At 34.7% G+C, this 22,711-nt stretch carries 18 protein-coding genes; 9 read left to right on the top strand and 9 right to left on the bottom strand.

Annotated features, from left to right (window positions below; all coding sequences use genetic code 11):
- The first annotated feature begins 76 nt into the window (after positions 1–76).
- From hutH to JHL15_RS06845, 4 genes are all read left to right on the top strand, one after another.
- The gene (hutH, locus tag JHL15_RS06860; protein ID WP_200244452.1) at positions 77–1,564 is read left to right on the top strand and encodes a histidine ammonia-lyase; all 1,488 of its coding nucleotides are present in this window, start codon (positions 77–79) and stop codon (positions 1,562–1,564) included.
- A gap of 8 nt (positions 1,565–1,572) precedes the next feature.
- Positions 1,573–1,983, top strand: coding sequence for a DUF2059 domain-containing protein (locus JHL15_RS06855; RefSeq protein ID WP_200244451.1), 411 nt, complete (start codon positions 1,573–1,575; stop codon positions 1,981–1,983).
- A gap of 160 nt (positions 1,984–2,143) precedes the next feature.
- Entirely contained in the window at positions 2,144–2,590 is a 447-nt protein-coding gene (locus tag JHL15_RS06850; RefSeq protein WP_200244450.1) for a GNAT family N-acetyltransferase, read from the top strand.
- 125 nt (positions 2,591–2,715) lie between these two features.
- On the top strand, positions 2,716–4,197 hold the full coding sequence (locus JHL15_RS06845; protein ID WP_200244449.1) for a S8 family peptidase: 1,482 nt from the start codon (positions 2,716–2,718) through the stop codon (positions 4,195–4,197).
- A 129-nt stretch (positions 4,198–4,326) separates the two neighbouring features.
- On the opposite strand, the gene JHL15_RS06840 is transcribed toward JHL15_RS06845, so the two are convergent.
- The 3 genes from JHL15_RS06840 to JHL15_RS06830 all read right to left on the bottom strand — a co-directional run bounded on the left by JHL15_RS06840 (position 4,327) and on the right by JHL15_RS06830 (position 6,971).
- Positions 4,327–5,496: a carboxypeptidase-like regulatory domain-containing protein gene (locus JHL15_RS06840; RefSeq protein WP_200244448.1), complete on the bottom strand. Its 1,170-nt coding sequence runs from the start codon at positions 5,494–5,496 to the stop codon at positions 4,327–4,329.
- Between the two features lie 59 nt (positions 5,497–5,555).
- A complete protein-coding gene (gene ygiD, locus JHL15_RS06835; protein WP_200244446.1) occupies positions 5,556–6,383 on the bottom strand; it encodes a 4,5-DOPA-extradiol-dioxygenase in 828 nt (275 codons plus the stop codon).
- A gap of 75 nt (positions 6,384–6,458) precedes the next feature.
- The gene (locus tag JHL15_RS06830) at positions 6,459–6,971 is read right to left on the bottom strand and encodes a YceI family protein (RefSeq protein ID WP_200244444.1); all 513 of its coding nucleotides are present in this window, start codon (positions 6,969–6,971) and stop codon (positions 6,459–6,461) included.
- A 407-nt stretch (positions 6,972–7,378) separates the two neighbouring features.
- Between JHL15_RS06830 and JHL15_RS06825 the strand changes: the two genes are divergently transcribed.
- Positions 7,379–9,517 (top strand): S9 family peptidase, encoded by a 2,139-nt coding sequence (locus JHL15_RS06825; protein WP_200244442.1) that lies wholly within the window; start codon positions 7,379–7,381, stop codon positions 9,515–9,517.
- A 120-nt stretch (positions 9,518–9,637) separates the two neighbouring features.
- On the top strand, positions 9,638–10,663 hold the full coding sequence (locus tag JHL15_RS06820; protein WP_200244440.1) for an LLM class flavin-dependent oxidoreductase: 1,026 nt from the start codon (positions 9,638–9,640) through the stop codon (positions 10,661–10,663).
- 63 nt (positions 10,664–10,726) lie between these two features.
- On the opposite strand, the gene JHL15_RS06815 is transcribed toward JHL15_RS06820, so the two are convergent.
- Positions 10,727–13,762: an AAA family ATPase gene (locus JHL15_RS06815; protein WP_200244438.1), complete on the bottom strand. Its 3,036-nt coding sequence runs from the start codon at positions 13,760–13,762 to the stop codon at positions 10,727–10,729.
- A gap of 2 nt (positions 13,763–13,764) precedes the next feature.
- The gene (locus tag JHL15_RS06810; RefSeq protein ID WP_200244436.1) at positions 13,765–14,970 is read right to left on the bottom strand and encodes a metallophosphoesterase family protein; all 1,206 of its coding nucleotides are present in this window, start codon (positions 14,968–14,970) and stop codon (positions 13,765–13,767) included.
- Positions 14,971–15,418: 448 nt separating this feature from the next.
- Between JHL15_RS06810 and JHL15_RS06805 the strand changes: the two genes are divergently transcribed.
- Both JHL15_RS06805 and JHL15_RS06800 read left to right on the top strand, forming a co-directional pair.
- Positions 15,419–15,670 carry a VF530 family protein gene (locus JHL15_RS06805; RefSeq protein ID WP_200244434.1) on the top strand — a complete coding sequence of 84 codons (252 nt, stop codon included), beginning with the start codon at positions 15,419–15,421 and terminating at the stop codon, positions 15,668–15,670.
- A 113-nt stretch (positions 15,671–15,783) separates the two neighbouring features.
- On the top strand, positions 15,784–16,284 hold the full coding sequence (locus JHL15_RS06800; protein WP_200244432.1) for an FKBP-type peptidyl-prolyl cis-trans isomerase: 501 nt from the start codon (positions 15,784–15,786) through the stop codon (positions 16,282–16,284).
- A gap of 66 nt (positions 16,285–16,350) precedes the next feature.
- Here JHL15_RS06800 and JHL15_RS06795 read toward each other — a convergent pair whose 3' ends face one another.
- Both JHL15_RS06795 and JHL15_RS06790 read right to left on the bottom strand, forming a co-directional pair.
- Positions 16,351–16,728, bottom strand: coding sequence for a YchJ family protein (locus JHL15_RS06795; protein ID WP_200244430.1), 378 nt, complete (start codon positions 16,726–16,728; stop codon positions 16,351–16,353).
- 225 nt (positions 16,729–16,953) lie between these two features.
- Positions 16,954–19,095, bottom strand: a complete 2,142-nt coding sequence (locus JHL15_RS06790) for a M3 family metallopeptidase (RefSeq protein ID WP_200244427.1) — start codon at positions 19,093–19,095, stop codon at positions 16,954–16,956.
- Between the two features lie 222 nt (positions 19,096–19,317).
- Here JHL15_RS06790 and JHL15_RS06785 point away from each other — a divergent pair, with 222 nt between their 5' ends.
- Positions 19,318–20,133, top strand: coding sequence for a head GIN domain-containing protein (locus JHL15_RS06785; protein ID WP_200244425.1), 816 nt, complete (start codon positions 19,318–19,320; stop codon positions 20,131–20,133).
- A gap of 3 nt (positions 20,134–20,136) precedes the next feature.
- Here JHL15_RS06785 and JHL15_RS06780 read toward each other — a convergent pair whose 3' ends face one another.
- Both JHL15_RS06780 and JHL15_RS06775 read right to left on the bottom strand, forming a co-directional pair.
- Complete coding sequence (locus tag JHL15_RS06780) at positions 20,137–22,023, bottom strand: monovalent cation:proton antiporter-2 (CPA2) family protein (RefSeq protein ID WP_200244424.1); 1,887 nt, start codon at positions 22,021–22,023, stop codon at positions 20,137–20,139.
- 3 nt (positions 22,024–22,026) lie between these two features.
- Positions 22,027–22,548, bottom strand: a complete 522-nt coding sequence (locus tag JHL15_RS06775) for an NAD(P)H-dependent oxidoreductase (protein WP_200244423.1) — start codon at positions 22,546–22,548, stop codon at positions 22,027–22,029.
- Positions 22,549–22,711: the final 163 nt, after the last annotated feature.

The raw sequence follows: 22,711 nt of genomic DNA, 5'->3' as shown, positions 1-22,711 counted from the left end.
TAAATAAAATATATTCAGGTGAAATTTAGTTTTTAGAATTATTGCTAAATGTGTAATTTTAAGGAAATTTTTAGAAATGATATACGGAGTAGATATTTTCAGTTTCCATGATGTATTGGAGATTTGTAAAAAACCAAATAAAGCTAAACTTAATAAGGCTGCAAAAGACCAAATTTTAAAATCACAGAAAAATGTTCAGAAAATTGTAGAATCGGATCGATGTGTTTATGGGATTAATACAGGATTTGGACCTCTTTGTGATACCAAAATTTCTGCTGATGAAACAGCTCAGTTACAATATAATTTAATCATTTCTCATGCGGTTGGAGTAGGAAAGCCTATTAATAAGGAATTCTCTAAAATCATGATGATTTCGAAAGTTCATGCACTATCAAAAGGATTTTCGGGAGTTTCTTTAGAAGTGATTGAGAGATTGATCCTGATGCTTGAAAAGGATATTATTCCTGTTGTTCCTGAACAAGGATCTGTAGGAGCTTCCGGAGACTTAGCTCCTTTAGCTCATTTAGTTTTACCATTGTTAGGCTTGGGACAAGTATGGGAAGGGGAAAATATCTATGAGACGGCTGAAATTTTAGAAAAACATAATCTTGATCCTCTGACTTTAGGACCTAAAGAAGGATTGGGATTAATAAACGGAACACAGTTTATCTTAGCTCATGCTATCAAAGGATTGGAGAAATTCGAGTACTTATTAGATCTTGCTGATATGACGGCTGCAATGAGCCTTGAAGCTTACAGAGGTTCTGAAAGTCCATTTAAAAAGGAACTTCATGAAATCAGACCATTTGAAGGAAGTAAGAAGGTAGCAGCCAGAATGCTGAAATTCCTTAAGAATTCTGAAAATATGAAAGCGCATGAGGATTGTGAAAGAGTACAGGATCCTTATTCCATGCGTTGTGTTCCTCAGGTACACGGAGCAAGCAGAAATGCTTTTGAACACTTGAAAATGATGGCGGAAACTGAATTAAATTCTGTGACAGATAATCCAATTGTCTTGAGCGCAGAAGAATCTATTTCAGGAGGAAATTTCCATGGACAGCTTATGGCTTTACCATTGGACTATGCAACGTTGGCAGTAGCTGAATTAGGAAATATTTCAGATAGAAGAAGCTATTTATTATTAGAAGGGAAATATGGACTTCCTAGATTATTGACGGAAAGCTCTGGATTAAATTCTGGATTCATGATTCCACAATATACCTCTGCAGCGTTGGTTACTGAAAACAAAACATTATGTTTCCCAGCTTCTGCGGATTCTATTCCAACCAGTTTAGGACAGGAAGATCATGTTTCAATGGGAAGTATTTCCGGAAGAAAATTCAATCAGGTTTTAGGTAATTTGGTGAATATTTTATCTGTTGAACTTATGTTTGCTGCTCAGGGACTGGAATTCAGAAGACCAGCTAAATGTTCAAAAATTATCGAAGAAAACTATGCGATTCTTCGTTCAAAAGTAGCAAAACTTGAGGATGATAGATTAATTGGTAAAGATATGTTAGCGATTGCAGAATTAATTAATGATAGAAAATTTGTAGTGAATTAATGATTAGGATGAAGAAGGTGGTTATTGTATGTGCTTTATTTTTTGGAATAAGCACTTTTTCTCAGGTAAAAGAATCAAAAATCAAAGAACTTATTATTCTTACGGGAGTTGATAAACTTGCTTCTCAAGGAGTGAAACAAAATATCGGAAAATATCAGAAAGCATATCCAGGGGTGTCAAATAAATTTTGGGAAGAATTTTTAAAAGAAATGAGTCCGGAAAAGTTTGCAGATCTATATGCTCCAATTTACAGTGAATATTACACTGAATCTGAAATAGATGATCTGATAAAGTTCTATAATACACCTGCAGGAAAAAAAATGATAGAGGTTACACCATTAATTGTAAAGGAAGGTATGGAAGCTGGAGAAAAAATGGGGAAAGAGACAGCCGTAAAATTAATGAAGAAAATTGATTGAGAGAAAAGTTATTAAAACATCTTCTCTATTATCATCTTCAAAATATTAATAAAAAAGCTTCCTTGACCGGAAGCTTTTTTGTTATTATATAATCTTTCAATTTTTAAATGATGTTAAATCTTTAAATCCCAATCCCTTATCTTTGTCTAAACAAAAATCAATGGCAACAAAAAGAGTAGATTCCTCAAACATCGACTTTCAGAACCTTGTACAATTCCTTGATGCTGATTTGGCGATTCGTGATGGAGATGACCATGCATTTTATCATCAGTTCAATGGGATTGATACGCTTAAAAATTGTATAGTAGAATATGTGAATGATGTGGCTGTTGCCTGTGGTGCTTTCAAACCTTTTTCAGAGGATACTGTAGAAATCAAAAGAATGTATACAAACCCTGAATACAGAGGAAAAGGATTAGCTTCAAAAATATTAGATAGGCTGGAAGTCTGGGCAAAGGAATCTGGTTATAAAAAATGTATTTTAGAAACCGGAATTATGCAACCGGAAGCCATTGCGTTATATGAGAAGAAAGGATACAGAAAAGTTTCTAATTATGGACAATATATTGGGGTTGAAAATAGTGTTTGCTTTGAAAAATTAGTGTAATATCAATTATTGGATCTTCTTCTCATTTAGAAAAATTAATATTCGGGAAATACTAAATTAATTTTTAAAGAATTGTAATTCAAAAGAAAGTGATATCTTTTGTTGACCAATCAAAATTAATTTATATGAAAAAAAATGTATTTTACCTTTTAGTATTGTTTTTCTTTATCATTTCGTGTAACAGAGAAGGCATTCAAAACGAAGCACCTGGAATTGAGACTCTTCAAAAAGATCCTTTAACAGCAAAACAGATCAACGCTGAGATCAATCAGTCAATCAAAAACAAAGGTTCTTTCAATTGGAGCCAGTCGTCTAATCACGTTCTTTGGAGTGCTATTTTCCGTGGAAACAAAATGGTATCCATTGGATTTGGTTCCTCTAAAGATGATTTCGACAGAAGTAAATCTCCAAACAATAATGAAATGGAGAAAGAAATTCTTACTGTTATCAAAAAGTATGAAGGAAAAGATGAAAGAACATTTGTTCTGCTTTCTGATCAATATCTCAATCAAATGGATGTTGTGATTGAAAAAGAAGAAACTATTGCAGCGCTCCGACAAATGAAAATAATAAGATATGTGGAGCCAGGAGATTACCATTATTTTGAATATGAGTCTGCATATAATACAGCGAAATCTTCAGGCAGTGGATCTTCAGGATGTGGCTTTTCTTCAACCACTTTAAATGCAGCTGATTATACCAACACAACTCCAAGCGCAAAAGTTGCATGGGCTTTTACAAAACATAATATTCCTGATGCATGGAACTATAGTACAGGAGCAGGTGTTACGATCGGTTTGATCGATACAGGAGTTTCTCCGGAACAAACGTTATTAGGAAATAATTTTAATACTGGAGCTTCGTCAGGAAGAACAATCAGTAAGTTTGGAGTATATAATTCCGATGGATCTGCAGATCAATGTGGTCATGGGACCAAAATGGCTTCTGTAATGACAGCTCCAAGAAATAATTCAGGCTTACCTGTTGGAGTCGCTTATAATGCTAATTTAATTGCATACAGAGCAGCAGAAAATGTTGTTCTGGAAACTTCAAGTGAGCAGACTGGGGTAAAAACAGCTTTTACTGAACTTGCAAATAATACCAATGTAAAGATCATCTCAATGTCGATGGGACATATATTCTCTGTTGGAAAAATCGAGGATGGTGTAAAATATGCCTATTCAAAAGGGAAACTGATTTTTTGTGCTGGTGGAACATCTACCAGCTTTACGAACTTTGTAGGAGTTATATTCCCTGCATGGATGCCAGAAACACAGGCAATTACAGGGGTAAAAGAAAATACATCTAATCAGAAATGTGATGTATGCCATTCAGGAAGTCAGATTGATTTTACATTCCAAATGGAGAGAGCTTCCGGAAGCAATGTTCCTGTTCTAAGCTATTACAATGGACAGACTGATTATGTTGGTGGTTCTTCAGTCGCTACAGCAGCTACAGCTGGAATCGCGGCTCTGGTTTGGGCTAAAAATCCTTCATGGACAAGAGACCAGGTGCTTAACAAAATGAGACAGTCAGCAACATATTATCCAAACCCTAATTCTAGTTATGGATATGGGAATATTAATGTTCTACAAGCTGTACAATAAAATAATATACTCTAAAAATAAAAAAGGAAACATCTCAGCTGAGATGTTTCCTTTTTTATAGCTTTCAGAAGTAAATCACTGAATATTCACTTCCAACTTCTTTCTCCTGACTTTTTGACAACATTAAAATTAATCCCCTAACTGATAATCTAGGGGAAGCATATTTTCAATCCTGTTTTTTGAAAAGTCACCTTGATTGATGAGTTGTTCAGGAGGAGTAATATTTCCTTCTTTAGAAACTTCAAAAGTTTCTCCTTCTGAGCGCAAATAAGAAGATAATGCTACAGGAATGGTATTTTTTACGAATTGTTTATTTTTTAATTCATAAAAATACTTGATGTAATTTACCTGGAGCATATCTGGAAAGCTGAAAAAAACATTGTTTTCGTTTCTGGTGGAATAATCCGAAATCGGTATTTTAAGCTTGGTAATTGCTAGTGCGTATGGCTTTTCACTATTCTTCCTACTTATAATTTCGCTAATATCTTCTGGTATTTTTATATTTCTGGAATTTTTAACCATTTCCCTGAAATTCGTAAGCTTGCTCAACTCATCTTCTGTGGGATATTTTGGGTTAGGGACTTCAATAACTTTATTGACTATAAAACCATCTTCGGAAACTGTCTTTTGAAATACACAGCGAAAAAAGTGCAGCATACTGCCTTCGTATGCATTCATCCTATTGAGTTTTATCCGATCCGTGTTTTTTGTTTTTTTGAAAAAGCTTGTTCCCATATAATTGAACATATTAGCATTAAAATCGGCAGAGAAGCCTATAAGATTATATTCGATTTCATATCCCAGATTCTTATTTTCAATGATCAGTGTTTTAGGGGCTTTTACATTGAGAATTTTATTCTTTTTGTCATATGAAAACTTTAGAGTTCTTTGATTCCTGATCCTCACATTTTCCTTATCATAACCGATGAAAGTATCCAAAAAATAATTGATAAAGTTCTTGTAGGACTCCTCCGTATAAGGAACTATTTGGACTTCTTCAATCGTTTTGGCTTTCATTAGAACCACCTTTAACGTTTTGTTTAGTACATCTGTAATAGATGTGGAAAGAGTCTCATAGTTTTCTTTTTGAAAAACCAGATTCGCATTTTTTTTGGAAGATAGATCAAGCATAAAACTACCGTCTTCCTTAGAGGTAGTTCCTATAGTTGTTCCGTCAAGGTAAATGGTGGTATTGGGAATCGGTTGATCGATTTCATTAAGAACTTTTCCTTTAATGATTTGAGCAATAGAAAAGTAGAAGGGAATAATGACTAAAAGGAGTACTATTGTTTTTTTCATGGTAAACAATATTACTAAATTTATAGTGATAAAAAAAGAAGAAAGATATCCGATTATTTTTATCCAATTCTAACACTCGTCATACTCAAAGAACCGCCTATCAATTCGTCATTGAATAACCTAAGCTCTTCAGATTTATTTTTTAATCCCAAACTATAAACCAGTGGAAGATAATGATCAGGAGTCGGTACGGCATATTGTAAAGAAGTGCCTTGTTTCTGATAATCAATGATATTTTGAAAATTCCCGTCAAGAAGCCAGTTATTGGTTTTTTCTCTGGCTTCCACAGCCCAATCCCAGCCAGCTCCAACAGTATTGATATTCCTCCAATCAATTAAACGTAGATTATGAACAATATTTCCACTTCCAATAATTAAGATACCTTTTTCACGAAGCTTATTTAATTTCTGTGCCAGGTCAAAATGATATTGCGGAGGTTTTGTATAATCAATGCTCAATTGAATAACAGGGATATCTGCATCCGGATACATATGTTTAATAACCGACCATGCACCATGATCCAACCCCCAGTTATGATCCTCTTCAACCAAAACAGGAGCTAAAATTTCCACAGTTTCCTTAGCTAATTCAGGACTTCCGGGAGCAGGGTATTCCACGTCGAATAATGCTTTGGGAAAACCTCCGAAATCATGAATGGTTCGGGGCATATCCATTGCAGTCACATAAGTTCCTGCTGTGTACCAATGAGCGGAAATACATAAAATAGCATTAGGTTTTGGTATTTCAGTAGCTGCTTTTCTGAATCCTTGTACAAATTGGTTTTCTTCAATGGCATTCATTGGAGAGCCGTGCCCAAGAAATAAAACGGGCATTCTTTGAGTGCTTTGAAAATTGTCACTGATATTTTGGAGATCGTTAAGGTTCATAGTAACATGATATTAAAGAAAAAGGTTCAAGGTTTTTAGAAAATCCCTGAACCTTTTGATATGTATAAATGAAAATTATGCCTGTTTTACAAACTGCAAATCTCCAGCTAATTTTACTTCTTCACTTACCATTACACCTCCTGCTTCAAGAGCTGCATTCCAGTTTAATCCGAAGTCTTTTCTATTAATCTTACCCTCAAAAGAGAAACCTGCTTTAGTATTTCCCCAAGGGTCAACATTAATTCCGTTAAAATCCACATCAAGAGTTACAGGCTTAGTAATTCCGTTGATTGTTAGATTTCCCGTAATATCTCCATTCAATGCCTGAGACTCAAACGTAATTGTAGGATTCAGTTCAGCATTGAAAAACTCTTCACCTTTTAAATGGTTATCTCTGTCTACATTATGAGTAGCAATTGAATTAGTCTGAATTGTAGCTGTTGTTTTTGCATTAGCAAAAGTATCATCTTCAGCTTCGATTTCTGCGTTGAAGTTGGTGAAATTTCCTTTGATGTTAGAGATCATCATGTGTTTTACTTTAAAAGTAATTTCACTATGTGCTGGGTCTAAATTCCATTTTGTTGCCATTGTCTTGTATTTTTTATTGTTATTTATAATGCAAATCTACACTAAGGATTAGGTACAAATCATTGATATAGGATAAGAAATAAGGTTTAATGATTTATTCATATTAGGAATATGGTTTTGGAGCTATTTCCTGCTATACACTTTTACTCCTCGCTCCAAAGCTTTCCCTTCCCTTGCTGTGGGGTAACCGTTACTATCAGGGCTAGGATATTTGTCATTGCGAGCAAAGCGAAGCAATCTCAACTTGCAACTGTCAACCAGAAACCGTCAACCTCCAAAAAAATCCAGACATTAAGTTAAGTAATTATTTAATTAACATAATAATATCATTTTATGAATGTTTTTATTTTAACATTTCTTAACGGGTGATTTTTATTTCTTACTTTTGAGGGATTCAATTTTATACAATGAAATTACATAAGTTTACTTTATTGATGGTGGTTTTGAGCGGATCGGTTTTTGCTCAGACTCAAAAATTTACAATGGCGGAGGCTGTAAATGGTTTAAGAACTAATTTGGCAGTAAAGAATATCTCCCAGTTTTCATGGACTGAAGACGGAAAATCTTATATTCAGGCTGTAAAAGGAGGATACCTGATTACAGATCTAAAATCTAATAAACAGGATACATTATTATCCCTGAATCAATTAAACAAACAATTATCAACAAATAAACTAAATGCAGTTCCAACGGTTAAATTCCTAAATAACTCCAACGGGTATTTTAATGCTGACAATCAAATGTTCTGGGTTGAAAAATCAGGAAATGACTGGAAAGTAAAAACTACTTCAGCACTTAATGAAGACGCATCCAATATAAGAGTTTTTGAAGATAACCAAACCCTGGCTTATACCGTTAAAAATAATTTATACGTTAATAGAAATGGGAAATCTGTTGCTGTCACCAATGATGCAGATGAAAATATCATTAATGGGCAGGCTGTTCACAGAAATGAATTTGGAATTGACACAGGAATTTTCCCGGCTCCAAATTCTGGGTCTGTAGCTTTTTACAGAATGGATCAGACTATGGTTGCTGATTATCCTGTAATCGACTGGTCTGTAACACCAGCTGTAAATCACAATGTAAAATATCCGATGGCAGGAGGTGTATCACACCAGGTGACTTTGGGTGTTTATAACATTAAAGATCAATCCACCACTTTTTTAAAGATTGAAGGAGAGAAGGACCAATACCTAACTGCGATTACCTGGAGCCCGGATTCTAAATATATCTTTGTTGGTGTTTTAAACAGAGGTCAGAACCATTTAAAAATGAATCAATATGATGCTGCAACGGGAAGTTTTGTTAAAACCCTGTTTGAAGAAACAAATGATAAATATGTGCAGCCTCAGCATCCACTTGTGTTTTTTCCGAAATCCAATACTGATTTTATTTGGCAGAGCCAGAGAAGTGGTTACAATCATCTATTCCATTATAGTTTAGAAAAAGGATTGATTTCTCAAATAACGAAAGGCGATTGGTTGGTTACCGATATATTAGGTTTTAACGAAAAGAAAAAAGAAATTTATTTTGTTTCAACAAAAGAGACTCCACTTGAAAGACATTTGTATAAGATCAACTGGACGAACTTTAAAATGCAGAGATTGGATAATGCAGAAGGAATGCATACGGGGGTTCTGAGTAGTGATGGAAACTATTTATTTGATGTATATGCTAATGCCAATACACCTAGGGTAGGGAATATAATTAATACAAACACCCTAAAATACACGAACATCCTTACCGCTGAAAATACATTGAAGAACTATCAGCGACCAGAGATTAAAAATGTAAATCTGAAAGCTGACGATGGGACTTCCTTATATGGGAAAATTATTCTTCCAACGAATTTCGATTCTAATAAAAAATATCCGGTCATCGTTTATTTATACAATGGACCCAATATCCAGTTGATCACCAATACTTTTCCTGCATCCGGAAATCTGTGGTACGAATATATGGCTCAGAATGGATACATTATTTTCACTATGGACGGAAGAGGTTCTTCAAACCGTGGATTGAAATTTGAGCAGGCAATATTTAGAAATCTGGGAACTACCGAAATGGATGATCAAATGAAAGGGGTAGAATATTTAAAGTCACTTCCTTACGTAGATGCTGAGAGAATGGGAATTCATGGATGGAGTTTTGGTGGATTTATGACAACAAGTTTTATGCTTCGCAAACCCGATGTTTTCAAAGTTGGAGTCGCAGGAGGACCTGTTATTGATTGGAAAATGTATGAGATCATGTATGGTGAAAGATACATGGATACGCCACAGGAAAACCCTGAAGGATATGCAAAAGCAAATTTATTGGATAAAGTTCAAAATCTTAAAGGCAAACTTTTAATGATCCATGGTGCACAAGATGACGTTGTAGTTTGGCAGCATTCAATTAAATTTATCAAATCTGCGGTTGATAACGGAGTCCAGTTAGATTACTTTGTATACCCCGGACATCCTCACAATGTAATCGGGAAAGACAGAGTACATTTGATGCAAAAGATTACAGATTATTTTGATCAGAATCTGAAAAAATAAGTTAAATCCAACCGATGAGGTTGGATTTTTTTCTTTAGAGCACCTATTTCCATTCTTACCATTGATCAATGTTTTTGATTTTTGATTGCTGTATTTTTGATCAAGTTTAAAAAATACAATATGGAATTAGGAATTGGAATGTTTGGCGATTTAGCTTTCGACCAAACAACAGGAAAATACAAAGATGCAGGAGTAAAGATCAGAGAAATTCTGGAACAGGTAAAATTAATGGATGAGGTTGGAATTGATGTTTTTGCAATGGGAGAACACCATCGTCCTGATTATGCAGTTTCCTCTCCGGAAATGGTTTTAGCAGCAGCGGCAAGTATTACTAAAAATATTAAATTGGCGAGTGGAGTTACCGTTTTAAGTTCATCAGAGCCTGTAAAAGTATATGAAGATTTTTCAACATTGGACTTAATTTCCGATGGACGGGCTGAGATATTTGTAGGAAGAGGAAGCTTTATTGAATCCTTTCCACTGTATGGATATTCTCTTAATGATTATGAACAACTCTTTGATGAAAAGTTAGACTTACTATTAAAGATAAATTCAGAAGAAAACGTTTCGTGGTCAGGAGAACTTCGTGCACCGATGCAGAATCAAACGGTATATCCAAGGGCAAAGAATGATGGGAAGCTATCCATCTGGAGAGCTGTTGGTGGAACCCCGCAATCAGTTTTAAGTGCCGCTAAATTGGGAATGCCTTTGGTGGTGGCTATTATTGGAGGTATGCCGATTCAGTTTAAGAATTTGATAGAATTCTATAAGCAGGAATATAAGGCAGCCGGACATGATGTTTCAAAAATGCAGATTGCAATTCATTCTCATACCTTTGTGAGTGATGATCAGAATGTGATAGATGGTTATTTTAATAACTACAAGTCACAGATGGATAGGATAGGGTCTTCAAGAGGATGGGCTCCTTACACCAAAGCACAATATGAGGGGGGACGAAGTAAAGATGGTGCCTTGTTTATTGGAAGCCCAACTGAGGTGTATGATAAAATTGCATACATGAAAGAGATTTTTGGAATTACAAGATTTGTCGGGCACATGGATGTTGGAGATCCTGATCATCATTTGATGATGAAATCCATAGAATTGTTTGGTAAAGAAGTATTACCGAAAGTGAAATCTTTGTAAAATAAATAAACCTCCATTGAGCGATTCAATGGAGGTTTATTTATTAAAAGTGGAAGAGGAGCTTTATAATATTTCTATAAGACTTCCACGCTCTTCATCTTTTACAATACTTAATGAAACAGGAATCTTTTCTTTAAGTTCTTCTACGTGGGAGATGATTCCAACGATTCTATTCTCTTTTTGTAAACTCATCAGGGTTTCAAAAACAATATTCACTGATTCCAGATCCTGAGTTCCAAAACCTTCATCTATAAAGAAGAAATTTTTATCTGCTTTTGAAGTAGCCTGTACGCTCTCTGCTAAAGCTAATGCCAAACTTAATGATACCTGAAATGCCTGTCCACCGGATAAAGTCTTTACACTTCTGGTTCTTCCTTCGTTTAGATAATCGATGATTTCAAAATCATTGTTTTCATTTAATTGGAGACTTAATTGGTTTCGGGTCATTCTATGAAATCGGACATTCGCATGATCGCATAATTGTCTCAGATAAATGGATGAAACATATTGAACAAAACCAGCAGCTTTAAATAAATTGGTCATCACTTTTAAATTATCAGATCTTTTCTGAAGCTCACCAAGATTTTTCAAAAGTGCTTCTTTCTTTTTAAATTCTTTTTCAAGCCTTTCAATTTCTGAAATGGCTTTTACAACAGAATCATTAGCTTGTTTTAATATAGTTTCAAAAGTTTTAAATTGTTCTTCAACCGAATTGAACTGCTCTTTGTCAAATGAAAAATCTTTCAGTTTTTCTTCTAATTCCTGAATTCCATTTTTTAATGTTTCAAATTGAATCCTGAACTGTTGGATTTGATTTTTAGTTTCATCAACTAAAATTTCATCTGCTAAGATATTCTGAACATCTATGAACGCTACAAAACCGTGTTGCATCAAAGCTGATTGGAAAGAATTTTCATTAGAAGTGATCTCTTTTTCCAGTTCAGAAATCCTGATATTCAATTGAGTAACAATCGCTTTTTGCTCTGCTAATTTTGGAGCTGTCTCCTTTTCTTTAGCTATTAAAGTCTGATAAGTTTTTTCAACTTCAAGATTGGACGCAATTAATTTTTGATGAATTTCCTGAACCTCCGGATATGATCTTTCTCTATAATCATCCCAGTTTAAATTCTTTAAATTAGAACGATTCGTATTGATCTGCTCTTCTTTTTTCGCTTCTTCTAATTTAAACTCATCCAGTGCTTTTTTATATTTCCCCAGATTTTCCTGCTCTTTCTCAAAAGCTTCTCTTTCTTCTAAAACAGATTGATTGATCTTTTCGATCTGCTTTTCTATAGTAGATGATTGTTGACGTTTAAATTCAAAGTCATTTTCATCCTCGGGATTAAAGCTCTTCCATATGAAATTTTGGTGATGGGACTGTATATCTTTTTGAAGTTGATTTAAAACGTTCTGTTCTGTTTGTAGCTGATCTTCAAAAATCTTTTTACGGTCCAGAATTTTTTCAATTTCCGTAATATGCTTTTGAGTTTTTACTATATCATTGTCAATAGCTTGTATTTTCTCATGAATATCATTGAGTTCAGCATCGATATTATGAAATTCACCAATATTAGGATGTTCCAGAGATCCACAAAGAGGACAGGATTCACCATCATGCAACTCATTAGCAAAACGCGATAGTTCTTTTTGAATTTTTAGTTGATCAAACTTTTGTATTAATTCTTTTTTGTTAGCTTCTAAAGACTCATTTTTCAACTTAAAATCTTCTCTGAAGCTTGCTGGATCAATATTAAAAGTTTTTAGTTCTTCTAAAGTTTTTACAATCAGATCATTTTGTTGAATCAGCTTTTGTGTCTGCTTATGCTGGAGATCAGTTATATTTCTTTTCTGTAGAAACCAATTTCCAACATTGATCAATAAATTAGCCTCAATTCTTTTTGGTTTCAAAGTCTCTATTTCTTTACCCAAATCATTTATTCTTTTCTGGCTAATCTTTTGTTTTTCCTCAACCTCATGTACTTTTTCAGAACCTTTCTGCGTTCTCTCCTCAAGAGCTTTGATCTCTCCCGAAAATTTCAGCATTTGCAATATAAGGTCTAAATCACTCTCTTGTATTTTGGATTGTCCTAATGCATCAAATTGAGGTTGGATTGACTGAAGTTGTTCTTGTATGGCAATGAAATTTTTCTCGGTTTCTTCTGTCGATTTTATATGAGTTTCCTGTTCTTTTTTTCTTGCTGAAATTTCATCCAAGAGCTTCTTTTTTTCATTCAATAAAGGATTGAAAATCCTGAAAACAGTTTCATAGCTGTTTGTTTTCTTCTCTAGTTCATCAATTTTTATTTTTTCAGAGGAGAGCTTTTCAAAAGTCTCTTTCTTTTGTTGTAGACTTTCAAAATCAGATTTTAAATTTTTTAGCTGTTGATATCTTTCTGAAATCAACTGGTGCTCTTTTTTAATCTCATTGAATTTTTGCTGTTCTTCTTTGAGATTTTCTTTTTGATGATTAATCTGCTCATCCGTTATTTCTTCAAAGCCTTTTAGTTCACCCTGTAACTGATCCAGCTCAGATCGGTTCTTAGCATTTAAAATCGATATATTATTTTGAAGATCAAATCTCTGGAGATTAAAGATCTCCTTCATCATGTTTGTCCTTTCTGTAGCTCCCAGTTCTAAAAATTCTTTAAACTGACCTTGTGGAATAATAATCGTACGCTTAAAGTTGGCATAGCTCAATCCTATAATTTGTTCTGCATCTGAATGATCGAGTGGGATCCATTTTTCACTTTTACTTTCATAAAAGGTAACAGAAGAAGGTTTTACATCATCGAATTTTTTTGAGTTTCTTTTAAAATCTCTTGTGGCACGGAATAACTTATTTTCATGAACAAAATCGAACTCAATATAGGAAGTATTCGATTTGAGATTCATCATATTGTAAGCCCTTTTATCACGCATATTCAAGCGTTCTGTTTCTCCATATAATGCGAAAGAAATAGCCTCAAGGATAGATGACTTTCCAGAGCCAACAGAACCAAAAATTCCAAATAGTCCAGCATTCGTAAGGTTTCTGAAATCAATCGTCTGGCGCTCCTGATAAGAATATAAACCTTCTATTGTTAGTTGAATTGGAATCATCTTTATGCGTTTAAAATTTCATTGAACAATTTCATTAAATCCTCATTAGCTTCCTGTCCTCCATTTTTAGATTTGAAATAATCCTGAAATAAAGTTTGTATATCCTGATTCAGATTAATTTCATGAAGCTTATTTTCATTAAAATCCTGATTTTTAACCTTTGGAATTAAATGTACAATACCACTATGAGATTGATAAAGAAGCTTTCTATCTTCAGCTTTTAAAAAAGTTTCACTTTCCAATGTTAATTCAACCAATGTATCTGGATTTTCACGCAACCAAGCAACAGTAGCTTCTACAGAGTCAAAAGTTTTTCTTGCCAAAGGTTTCCCATTTTTTAATACAATTTTTTCATAGGAAACTTCGCGGTTGGGTTCTGCCTCAATAATGTTGATATATTTTGTCTGTCCAGCTTCACTAAAACTGTAGCATAGAGGAGAAGATGAATAGATGGCGGGTTTTTCTTTTGTTCCAATATTTTGGAAACCATGAAGGTGCCCCAAAGCAGTATATTGGATCTGATCAGGAATGATATCTGAATAGATGAGGTCCGCTGCTCCGATCTTGATAGGTTTTTCACCATCAGGTTCATCAAGAAGTTCAGTCCCTCGTTTATTCATGTATAAATGAGCAGTTAAAATGTTAACACCATTGCTGTCACAAAATTCATCTGCAAGTTGTTTCCAATTTTCAGCTAAAACTTTATTAAGCTCTTCCTCTTTATTTTCACCAAGGTATTCCTTTAATCGGATCTCATTAGCATACGGAGTGTGTAAAATTCGAATTGGAAAATCAAAACCATTAATCTGCAATTCGATCAATCCTTCAACCGAATTTGAAATTCTAAAATTTTCTAGCTCAAATGGATTTACCTTAGCTTTTGGATGGCCAATCAGAATAATTCCACATTCTCTTGCCAATGGGTCCGGGGCATCAATTAAATTAGGCGAATCATGATTTCCTGAGATTGCGATAACAGGTCGCCTTCCATTGAGTGATAATCGTTTTAGAGTTTTATAAAATAATTCGACTGCATCGACGCTGGGGTTGAAATTATCAAACAGATCTCCAGCAACAATAATCATATCAACCTTTTGGGTATCGGCTATCTGAACAATCTCATCCATAACCTGAACTTGTTCTTCCAGACGTGAAAACCGATCCAGACGTTTCCCTAAATGCCAGTCGGCAGTATGCAGAATTTTCATATCTCAAATGTAAGAAACAAAAAAGGGAAAGTGAAATTTAAAGAATAATTTCATGATTTCAGATGATAACTTGACGTCACTTCGAGTACGAAACGAAGTGGAGATATCGAGAAGTGGTTTATCATAGTTTTTTAATACAAGGTTCTCGATACAAAATTATTTTCCATTTCCTTCCAAATAATTTCACTCGAACTGACGGGACGGCTATCGTCACTTCGAGTACGAAACGAAGTGTAGGTATCGAGAAGTGGTTTATCGTGTTTTTTAATATAAGGTTCTCGATACAAAATTATTTTCCACTTCATTTCAAATAATTTCACTCGAACTGACGGGAAGGCTCTCGTCACTTCGAGTACTAAACGAAGTGGAGGTATCGAGAAGTGTTTTGTCCTACTTACAGGTATTTTATAATAGTTTAAAGTCTTATCCTTATTTTTACAAAAAAAATATGCACGAAAAATCTCCAGATCCACTACACGGAAAAAGACTCGATGCTATTCTGGAAGAATTAGTAGAGTATTATCAAGGATTTGAAAAGTTAGGAGAGCAAATTAATATCAAATGTTTTACAGATAATCCAAGCATTAGCTCTTCTTTGAAGTTTTTAAGAAAAACGGATTGGGCAAGAACAAAAGTTGAAAGTCTATATCTCTTTATGCTGAGACAGAAAAAAAGAGATGAGGCAAAAAAGAGAAAGTAGAGGAATGGACATTGCTTTGAAGCTTCTATACCTTTTTTCTTCTAAATAATCAAAAATAGTATATTTGCATTCATTACTAATCGTGATAAAAGTTCACGAAAAAAAGAAAAAATATGACAATCGAAAACAAACACGTTGTAGCTGTAAGTTACATACTTCACACTATCGAAGAGGATGGAAGTAAAATTCTTGTAGAAGAAACAACAGCAGAAAATCCACTTACATTTTTACACGGTGTAGGAATGATGATTCCAAAGTTTGAGCAAAATATCCTTGGTTTGAAAGCTGGTGATAAAACAGCCTTTACTATTCTTCCTGAAGAAGCTTATGGTGAAAGACAACCGGATGCTATTGCTCAATTACCAATTGATATGTTTAAAGAGTCTGGAGTTCCTCCTGTTGGAGCTATTTTACCTTTATCAGATAATCAAGGAAATAATTTTCAAGCATTAGTGGTAGAAATAACACCAGAAGTTGTAGTAGCAGATCTTAACCATCCAATGGCTGGAAAAGTTTTAGATTTCCAGGTGGAAATTTTAAATACACGTCCAGCTACAGAAGAAGAATTAGCACACGGTCATGCTCACGGAGTTGACGGTACAGATGCTCACTAATAAATAATATAAATGTCCGATTTTTTCGGACATTTTTTTTGTAATATAATATTGTCGATGAGTATTCTAGTCTAAAAATTCTCCAGAAACATAATACCATCGGTCATGCATTTTCTGAAAAACGGAAAACTCATGATGAATCTGCGGATCTCCATCCTCATCAATATAGTGAGCCTTGAATTCAACATGATTTAAGGCTGGTGTTTGAATGATCTCCAGTTTTACCCATTGGTTGATCTCTCCCCATTCCTGAAGGTCTTTTTTATTATGCAACTTACGCTTTCCGGGAAGCGTCGTTTCCATTAGATATTCTCCGTTAGGAATAGCAAATGCTGAAAATCGGGAACGCATTAAAGCTTCTGCAGTTGGAGCATGTTTTTCTCCAGTATGGTAAGGTTTGCAACATTCTTCATAGGATTTTCCAGAGCAGCAGGGACAGTTCATTTTCGTAAGCTTTTTTTAAAATACAAAAATCACGAATTTTTAGCACAAATAGCATAAATTTTATTCGATACATTAAAATTTTAATAAGGTAATTGAATAATTTATGGCTATAGGAAGGCTAAAAACCTCTTCTAGTGATAAAAGACTTGTGCTTATTTGTAAATTTATTCATGTCATTTGTGTTTAAAAAAGAAAAGCATCCAACTTAATGAATGCTTTACAATGTTATTTAATAAATCCTCTGTTTCTCAATAAAGGTTTAATATCCGGATCATGCCCCGTAAAATCTCTGAATGCCTGATTCAAGTCTACAGAATTTCCTACTGAAAGAATATATTTTCTGAAACGATCTCCATTTTCTCTTGTTAGACCTCCATTACTCTCAATCCATTCCCAGGCATCATTATCCAATGTCTCAGACCATAAATATGCATAATAGCCTGCTGAATATCCGCCACCCCATATGTGTGCAAAATAAGGAGTATGATATCTCGGTGGGACAGTTGCTAAGGTAAATCCATGTTTTGCTAAAGATTGTCTTTCAAAATCTAAAACAGGAATAAGCTGACCTTCATTAGTTACAGTATGCCAATCCATATCAAGTTCAGCTGCAGAAACTAATTCTGTGGTCATATAACCTTGATTGAAAGTACCTGCTTTTTTGATTTTATCAACCAGTGCTTGTGGTATTGGCTGTTTAGTTTCATAATGAAGAGCATAGTTTTTCAGGATAATAGGATCCAGTGCCCAGTGCTCATTAATTTGCGAAGGAAACTCCACAAAATCTCTTGGTACATTCGTTCCTGAAAGGGAAGGGTACTTTTGGCTGGCAAACATTCCGTGGATAGAGTGTCCAAATTCATGGAACATTGTAGAAACATCATCATAACTGATTAAAGATGGTTTTCCTGGTGCTGGCTTTTGATAATTATAACAATTAACGATTACCGGCTTTGTTCCTAATAGATAAGACTGTTCAACAAAGTTACTCATCCAGGCCCCTCCGTTTTTAGAATCTCTTGTATAGAAATCTAAGTAGTAGATTGCAATTGATTTTCCATCATGATCGAAAACTTCATAAGTTACTACATCAGGATGATAAGTTGGAAGATCTGTTCTTTTTTTGAAAGTAAGACCATAGAACTTTTCAGCCGCATAAAAAACTCCTTTTTCCAAAACGGTAGTTACTTCAAAATAAGGTTTGATCTGATTTTCATCCAAATCGAATTTCGCCTTTCTCACTTGTTCAGCATAGAAAGTCCAGTCCCAAGGTTCAACTTTAAAGCCTCCTTTTTGCTGGTCAATCAGATCCTGAATATCTTTTGCTTCACGTCTTGCAGTTTCCACTGCAGGAGTTGCAATCTGGTTCATTAGTTTAGTAGCAGCCTCAGGCGTTTTTGCCATTTGATCCTGAAGTTTCCATTCTGCATAACTTTTCTTGCCAAGGATCTGAGCTTTCTTAAGTCGTAATTTAGCTAGTTTTTCAATGGTTTCTCTGGTATCATTAGCATCTCCTTTTTCAGCTCTTAACCATGAAGCCTTAAAAAGTTTCTCTCTGGTAGCTCTGTTTTTTAGGTTTTGTAATAAAGGTTGTTGTGTGGTATTTTGCAACGCCAGTAAATATTTCCCAGGTTGTCCTGCTGTTTTAGCATCAGCTGCTGCAGCCTCAATTTCGTCAGCAGAAAGTCCATCCAGTTCTTTTGCATCAGAAAAGAAAACACCACCTTGCTTTCTTGCTTCCAATAATTTATTTGAATATTGTGTAGAAAGTGAGGCCAAATCCTGGTTCACTTGCTTTAACTTTTCTTTATCCGCAGAAGAAAGATTAGCTCCTGCAATCTCAAAATTCTGGTTGTAAAATTGTAATAGCCTTTTACTTTCAGAATCCAGACCATTTTCCTTGATTGCTTTTATTCTTTTGTAAAGATTATCATTCAAATACATTTTATCAGAATGTGCGGCAAAAATTGGAGCATACTCTTCATCAAGAGCTTGTAAAGTGGGGTTGGTATTCGCACTTGTTAAGTTTGAAAAAACAATGATCGCCCTTTTTAATACTTCACCGCTTTTCTCTAATGCAACGATCGTGTTTTCGAAAGTTGGAGCTGCAGGATTATCAGCAATTTTGATGATTTCAGCATCATGCTGTTTTAATCCAAAATCAAAAGCCGGTTTAAAATCTTCATTCTTAATTTTATCAAACTCAGGAGCCTCATATTGAAGCTTACTTTTTTTCATGAAAGGGTTTGACGAAAGTGAGGAATCTGGAACAGGAACTTCCTGTTGAGTATCGGTTTTTTTCATTGTTGTACAAGAGTAGTTAAATGCCAAAGCAGAAATTAATAATACCGATGAAATATTTTTCATAAAATTAGTTATTATTGAAGCATAAAGATATTAAAAACTAGCGTATAATATAAGTATTGCCATAAGAAAGTCTTTGTTTGGAGATTGAGAATATCCTTATCAGAGTTTATAGTTGGGACTTCGGATTAATGGAGCAGGTACAATTATCAAAACTGTTGTAATATTTTTTATACTTTAGTTGTTATTAATATAGAATACTAAAACTTTAAAAAAATGATACATATGAAAACAACACCTCTTTTTATTTTTTCGGCTTTCCTGGCATTATCGGCATGTAATGAAAAGCATGATAGAAAAAATGGAGAAAAACATGACTGGGTATCTACCGTAGTTGAAAAAGGTAGTGGTCCTGTTCGGGAGAAAGAATTTAAAGGTGACTTTGATGAAATTGAAGTTTCTCAAGCCATTGATGCAGAGATTATAAAGTCTGAAACAGAAAGAGTAGTGATTTCTGCTCCAGAAAATATTATCAATGAAATCCTGGTAGATAATAGTGGAGGCAAGCTGCATATCCATTATAAACCTGGAATCAGGGTAATGAATTCAAGCAATGTAACAGCAAAGATTTATACTAAAGATTTTACTAAACTTGAAGCTAATTCTGCAGGTAAGATCACTCTTAAAGATAAATTTACTCAGGAAAAAACGGATATAGAGATTTCGAGTGCTGGAAGCATTAACGGAAATATAGAAGCAAACAATCTGGATATTTCGGCAGGAAGCAGCAGTAGTTTTGACGGGAAAATATGGGCTGTTGATCTTGGAATCGATGCCTCTTCTGCGGCGAGCATTTCGTTGTCCGGGAAATCTAAGAATGCTGATATTACCTCTTCTTCAGGAAGCAGTATTTCTGCGGAGGATGTTATTGTGGAAAATGTAAAGGCAGAAGCTTCAAGTGGAGCAAGTGTACAAATAAGTGCAACATCAAAGATTGAAGCAAGTGCGTCCTCAGGAGGAAGTATTGATGTACGTAAAAAAGGAAATGTGACTGTTGTAAACAAAGAAGAAAGCAGTGGTGGTAGTATTAATGTTCATTAAGCATTAATTTTTGGGTTCCTCTTCTTCGTCTTCATCGACAGTGGAGGAACCTTCCCAATCCTTATTGTCAAAACTAAGATTATCAAATGCTAATAATTCCTCCTCTCTTTGGAGGATTTCTTTTGTTGTAAACTGAAGAATTTCGTCTTCCTCTTTAGCTTTAGCTAATCTTCTTATGGATGCTTTATCGATAGCCATAAATCTTTGGCCAAGTCGTCTGGCGGCATATTTTCTCATTCCTGTTTCGTGAAGAACATCTATAGCCATGTCTACAGCGGTTCCCAGAGTTTCCCGGTAGATCTTGTCAATACCATTATTGAGATAGCTATAAGCATCAATTCTATTTTTTGCTCGCACGAAAATTTTAACCTTAGGGTAGTGCTCACGAACAAGATCTGCAATAAACATATTATCGTTGGCATCATCTAAACAAAGTACCAAAACTTCTGCATCTTCAATTCCTGCAGCCCGTAAGATAGGGATTCGGGTAGCATCACCATAGTATACTTTGAAACCATAACTTCGTAATAACTTGACCCGATCAGAGTCCCTGTCCAAAACGGTGGCTGGAATTTTATTAGCCTTTAACAGTCGTCCAACTGTGCTTCCAAAGTGACCAAAACCAACAATAATGATTTTCTTTTGAGTAACATCACTTCCCAGGATGTTAAAATCATGCTCTCCTTCCGGTTCCTCTTTAATGAATTTAGGGGTAAGAAACCGATCATTAAAAATGAGAAGGAAAGGTGTAATACACATGGTAATAGCTGTTACAGCCATCATCTGAGCATTCAATTCCGGACTTAGAAGATAAAGATCTGAAGCATAATTAATCAATACAAAGGCAAATTCACCGACTTGCGAAAGAGCAAAAGCGTAGAATAAACTTTGCGGAGTATCAATCTTGAAAAATTTTCCGATAGCGTATAGAACTACAAATTTTACAATGAGAACAGCAAATACAGTACTGAAAATAAATAAAGGATCCTGCTGAATAATATTAAAATTCATTGTTGATCCCACACTTACAAAGAAAACAGCCAATAACAGCCCTTTAAACGGATCGATCTGTGCTTCCAGTTCGTGCCTGAATTCACTATTAGCAAGCATTACTCCTGCAAGGAAGGCTCCAAGGGCAGGGGATAAGCCTATTGCAATCATTAATTCAGAAACACCTATCACAAGAAATAGGGAAGAAGCGGTTAATAATTCCGTCATTCCTGATTTTGAAACATATCTTAAAAACGGAACAAATACATACCTTCCTAATAAAATAAGAAAGACAACTCCAAAAATTACAGTTGCAGCCTGCAGCCATTGAGGAAGTTCTTGGATGATGATTTGTATTTCATTGTCATGATTTTTTGTCTTATAGTGTGCTATAAGAGGTAGAATGGCAAGAATAGGTATTACGGCGATATCCTGAAATAACAAAGTGGAGAAAGAAGCCTCACCGGCTGTTGTTTTGAGGTTGTTCTTTTCCTGTAAAGTCTGTAAAACGATGGCAGTGGAGGATAGTGCGAAACACATCGCTACAGCCGTGGCCTGATCAACTCTCCATCCTACACCAATGAAAACCAATATGAGCAATGAGATCGTAAGAACCATTTGAGTGAGTCCTAATCCCATAATTTTTTTCCTCATTTCCCAGAATTTCCTGGGTTCGAGTTCCAATCCTACCAAAAATAAAAGCATGATCACCCCAAATTCACTGGCGTGCATGATGTCATTTACATTTTTTCCGGTAAGTTTAAGAACATAAGGCCCAATAATAATCCCTCCGGCGATGTATCCTATCACAGAGCTTAGCCCGAATTTCCTGGCCAGTGGAACCATGATAATGGCTACACCGAGGAAAAGTAATGTGTTCATTGCTAAAGAAGATTCCATAGTTTATTGATTCAAAAGTTCCATAAATTCTTTTTTATGGAGAATAATTTCCTTTTTTGTAAGCTTGTTGGCTTCGTATACGATTTTAATATTTTTAATGTTGGCTTTAAAGACATTTAGAGAAACAATCAAGCCACTGATAAGTTCATCTATTGTGTATTTATACGTTCCTGTTTTTGCGAAAGATCTTTCCTTTCCTCCTGTTGTCACTAAAATGTAAACCTCTTTACCTTCTAAAGGATTATACTCTCCTTCTTTTAGCCAATCACGATCGAAAACTTCATCGATCCACAATCTCAACAGAGGTGGCATTCCAAACCAGATTATGGGAAATTGAAAAATAAAACGCTCATAATTGTTCAGACGTTTTCTTTCTCTGAATGCAGCGATGTGAAAGTCAGGATAATCTTCATAGAGATCACGCAGGGTAAAATGCTGATGACGAACGTAGAAATTAATAAGCTCTACATTTGAGTTGGAATGTTCCAGATAAGGATGCGCAAAAACCACCAATGTCTTTTTCATAACCCTGTTTTTAGTAAATATATTAAAAATTTAATGGCTAAACGATATTTTTTAGAAGGTTTTGTTAATTTATTACTATGTGAAATTGAATTTATTATTAAAATAAATCAATAAAATGCATCTGTTTTAATATTTTAAATAAAAAAAATCAGCCACTTAGTGA

This window comes from Chryseobacterium paridis, from assembly GCF_016595215.1.
GTDB classification, from domain to species: domain Bacteria; phylum Bacteroidota; class Bacteroidia; order Flavobacteriales; family Weeksellaceae; genus Chryseobacterium; species Chryseobacterium paridis.
This window is presented reverse-complemented; position numbering and strand designations above follow the sequence as displayed.

What these genes read in the sequence shown, in the direction of transcription:
- JHL15_RS06830 (WP_200244444.1), bottom strand. Translation starts at nt 6,971, where the DNA reads ATGGCAACAAAATGGAATTTAGACCCAGCACATAGTGAAATTACTTTT.
- JHL15_RS06845 (WP_200244449.1), top strand. Translation starts at nt 2,716, where the DNA reads ATGAAAAAAAATGTATTTTACCTTTTAGTATTGTTTTTCTTTATCATT.
- ygiD (WP_200244446.1), bottom strand. Translation starts at nt 6,383, where the DNA reads ATGAACCTTAACGATCTCCAAAATATCAGTGACAATTTTCAAAGCACT.
- JHL15_RS06810 (WP_200244436.1), bottom strand. Translation starts at nt 14,970, where the DNA reads ATGAAAATTCTGCATACTGCCGACTGGCATTTAGGGAAACGTCTGGAT.
- JHL15_RS06850 (WP_200244450.1), top strand. Translation starts at nt 2,144, where the DNA reads ATGGCAACAAAAAGAGTAGATTCCTCAAACATCGACTTTCAGAACCTT.
- JHL15_RS06795 (WP_200244430.1), bottom strand. Translation starts at nt 16,728, where the DNA reads ATGAACTGTCCCTGCTGCTCTGGAAAATCCTATGAAGAATGTTGCAAA.
- hutH (WP_200244452.1), top strand. Translation starts at nt 77, where the DNA reads ATGATATACGGAGTAGATATTTTCAGTTTCCATGATGTATTGGAGATT.
- JHL15_RS06800 (WP_200244432.1), top strand. Translation starts at nt 15,784, where the DNA reads ATGACAATCGAAAACAAACACGTTGTAGCTGTAAGTTACATACTTCAC.
- JHL15_RS06815 (WP_200244438.1), bottom strand. Translation starts at nt 13,762, where the DNA reads ATGATTCCAATTCAACTAACAATAGAAGGTTTATATTCTTATCAGGAG.
- JHL15_RS06780 (WP_200244424.1), bottom strand. Translation starts at nt 22,023, where the DNA reads ATGGAATCTTCTTTAGCAATGAACACATTACTTTTCCTCGGTGTAGCC.
- JHL15_RS06805 (WP_200244434.1), top strand. Translation starts at nt 15,419, where the DNA reads ATGCACGAAAAATCTCCAGATCCACTACACGGAAAAAGACTCGATGCT.
- JHL15_RS06785 (WP_200244425.1), top strand. Translation starts at nt 19,318, where the DNA reads ATGAAAACAACACCTCTTTTTATTTTTTCGGCTTTCCTGGCATTATCG.
- JHL15_RS06840 (WP_200244448.1), bottom strand. Translation starts at nt 5,496, where the DNA reads ATGAAAAAAACAATAGTACTCCTTTTAGTCATTATTCCCTTCTACTTT.
- JHL15_RS06825 (WP_200244442.1), top strand. Translation starts at nt 7,379, where the DNA reads ATGAAATTACATAAGTTTACTTTATTGATGGTGGTTTTGAGCGGATCG.
- JHL15_RS06855 (WP_200244451.1), top strand. Translation starts at nt 1,573, where the DNA reads ATGAAGAAGGTGGTTATTGTATGTGCTTTATTTTTTGGAATAAGCACT.
- JHL15_RS06790 (WP_200244427.1), bottom strand. Translation starts at nt 19,095, where the DNA reads ATGAAAAATATTTCATCGGTATTATTAATTTCTGCTTTGGCATTTAAC.
- JHL15_RS06775 (WP_200244423.1), bottom strand. Translation starts at nt 22,548, where the DNA reads ATGAAAAAGACATTGGTGGTTTTTGCGCATCCTTATCTGGAACATTCC.
- JHL15_RS06820 (WP_200244440.1), top strand. Translation starts at nt 9,638, where the DNA reads ATGGAATTAGGAATTGGAATGTTTGGCGATTTAGCTTTCGACCAAACA.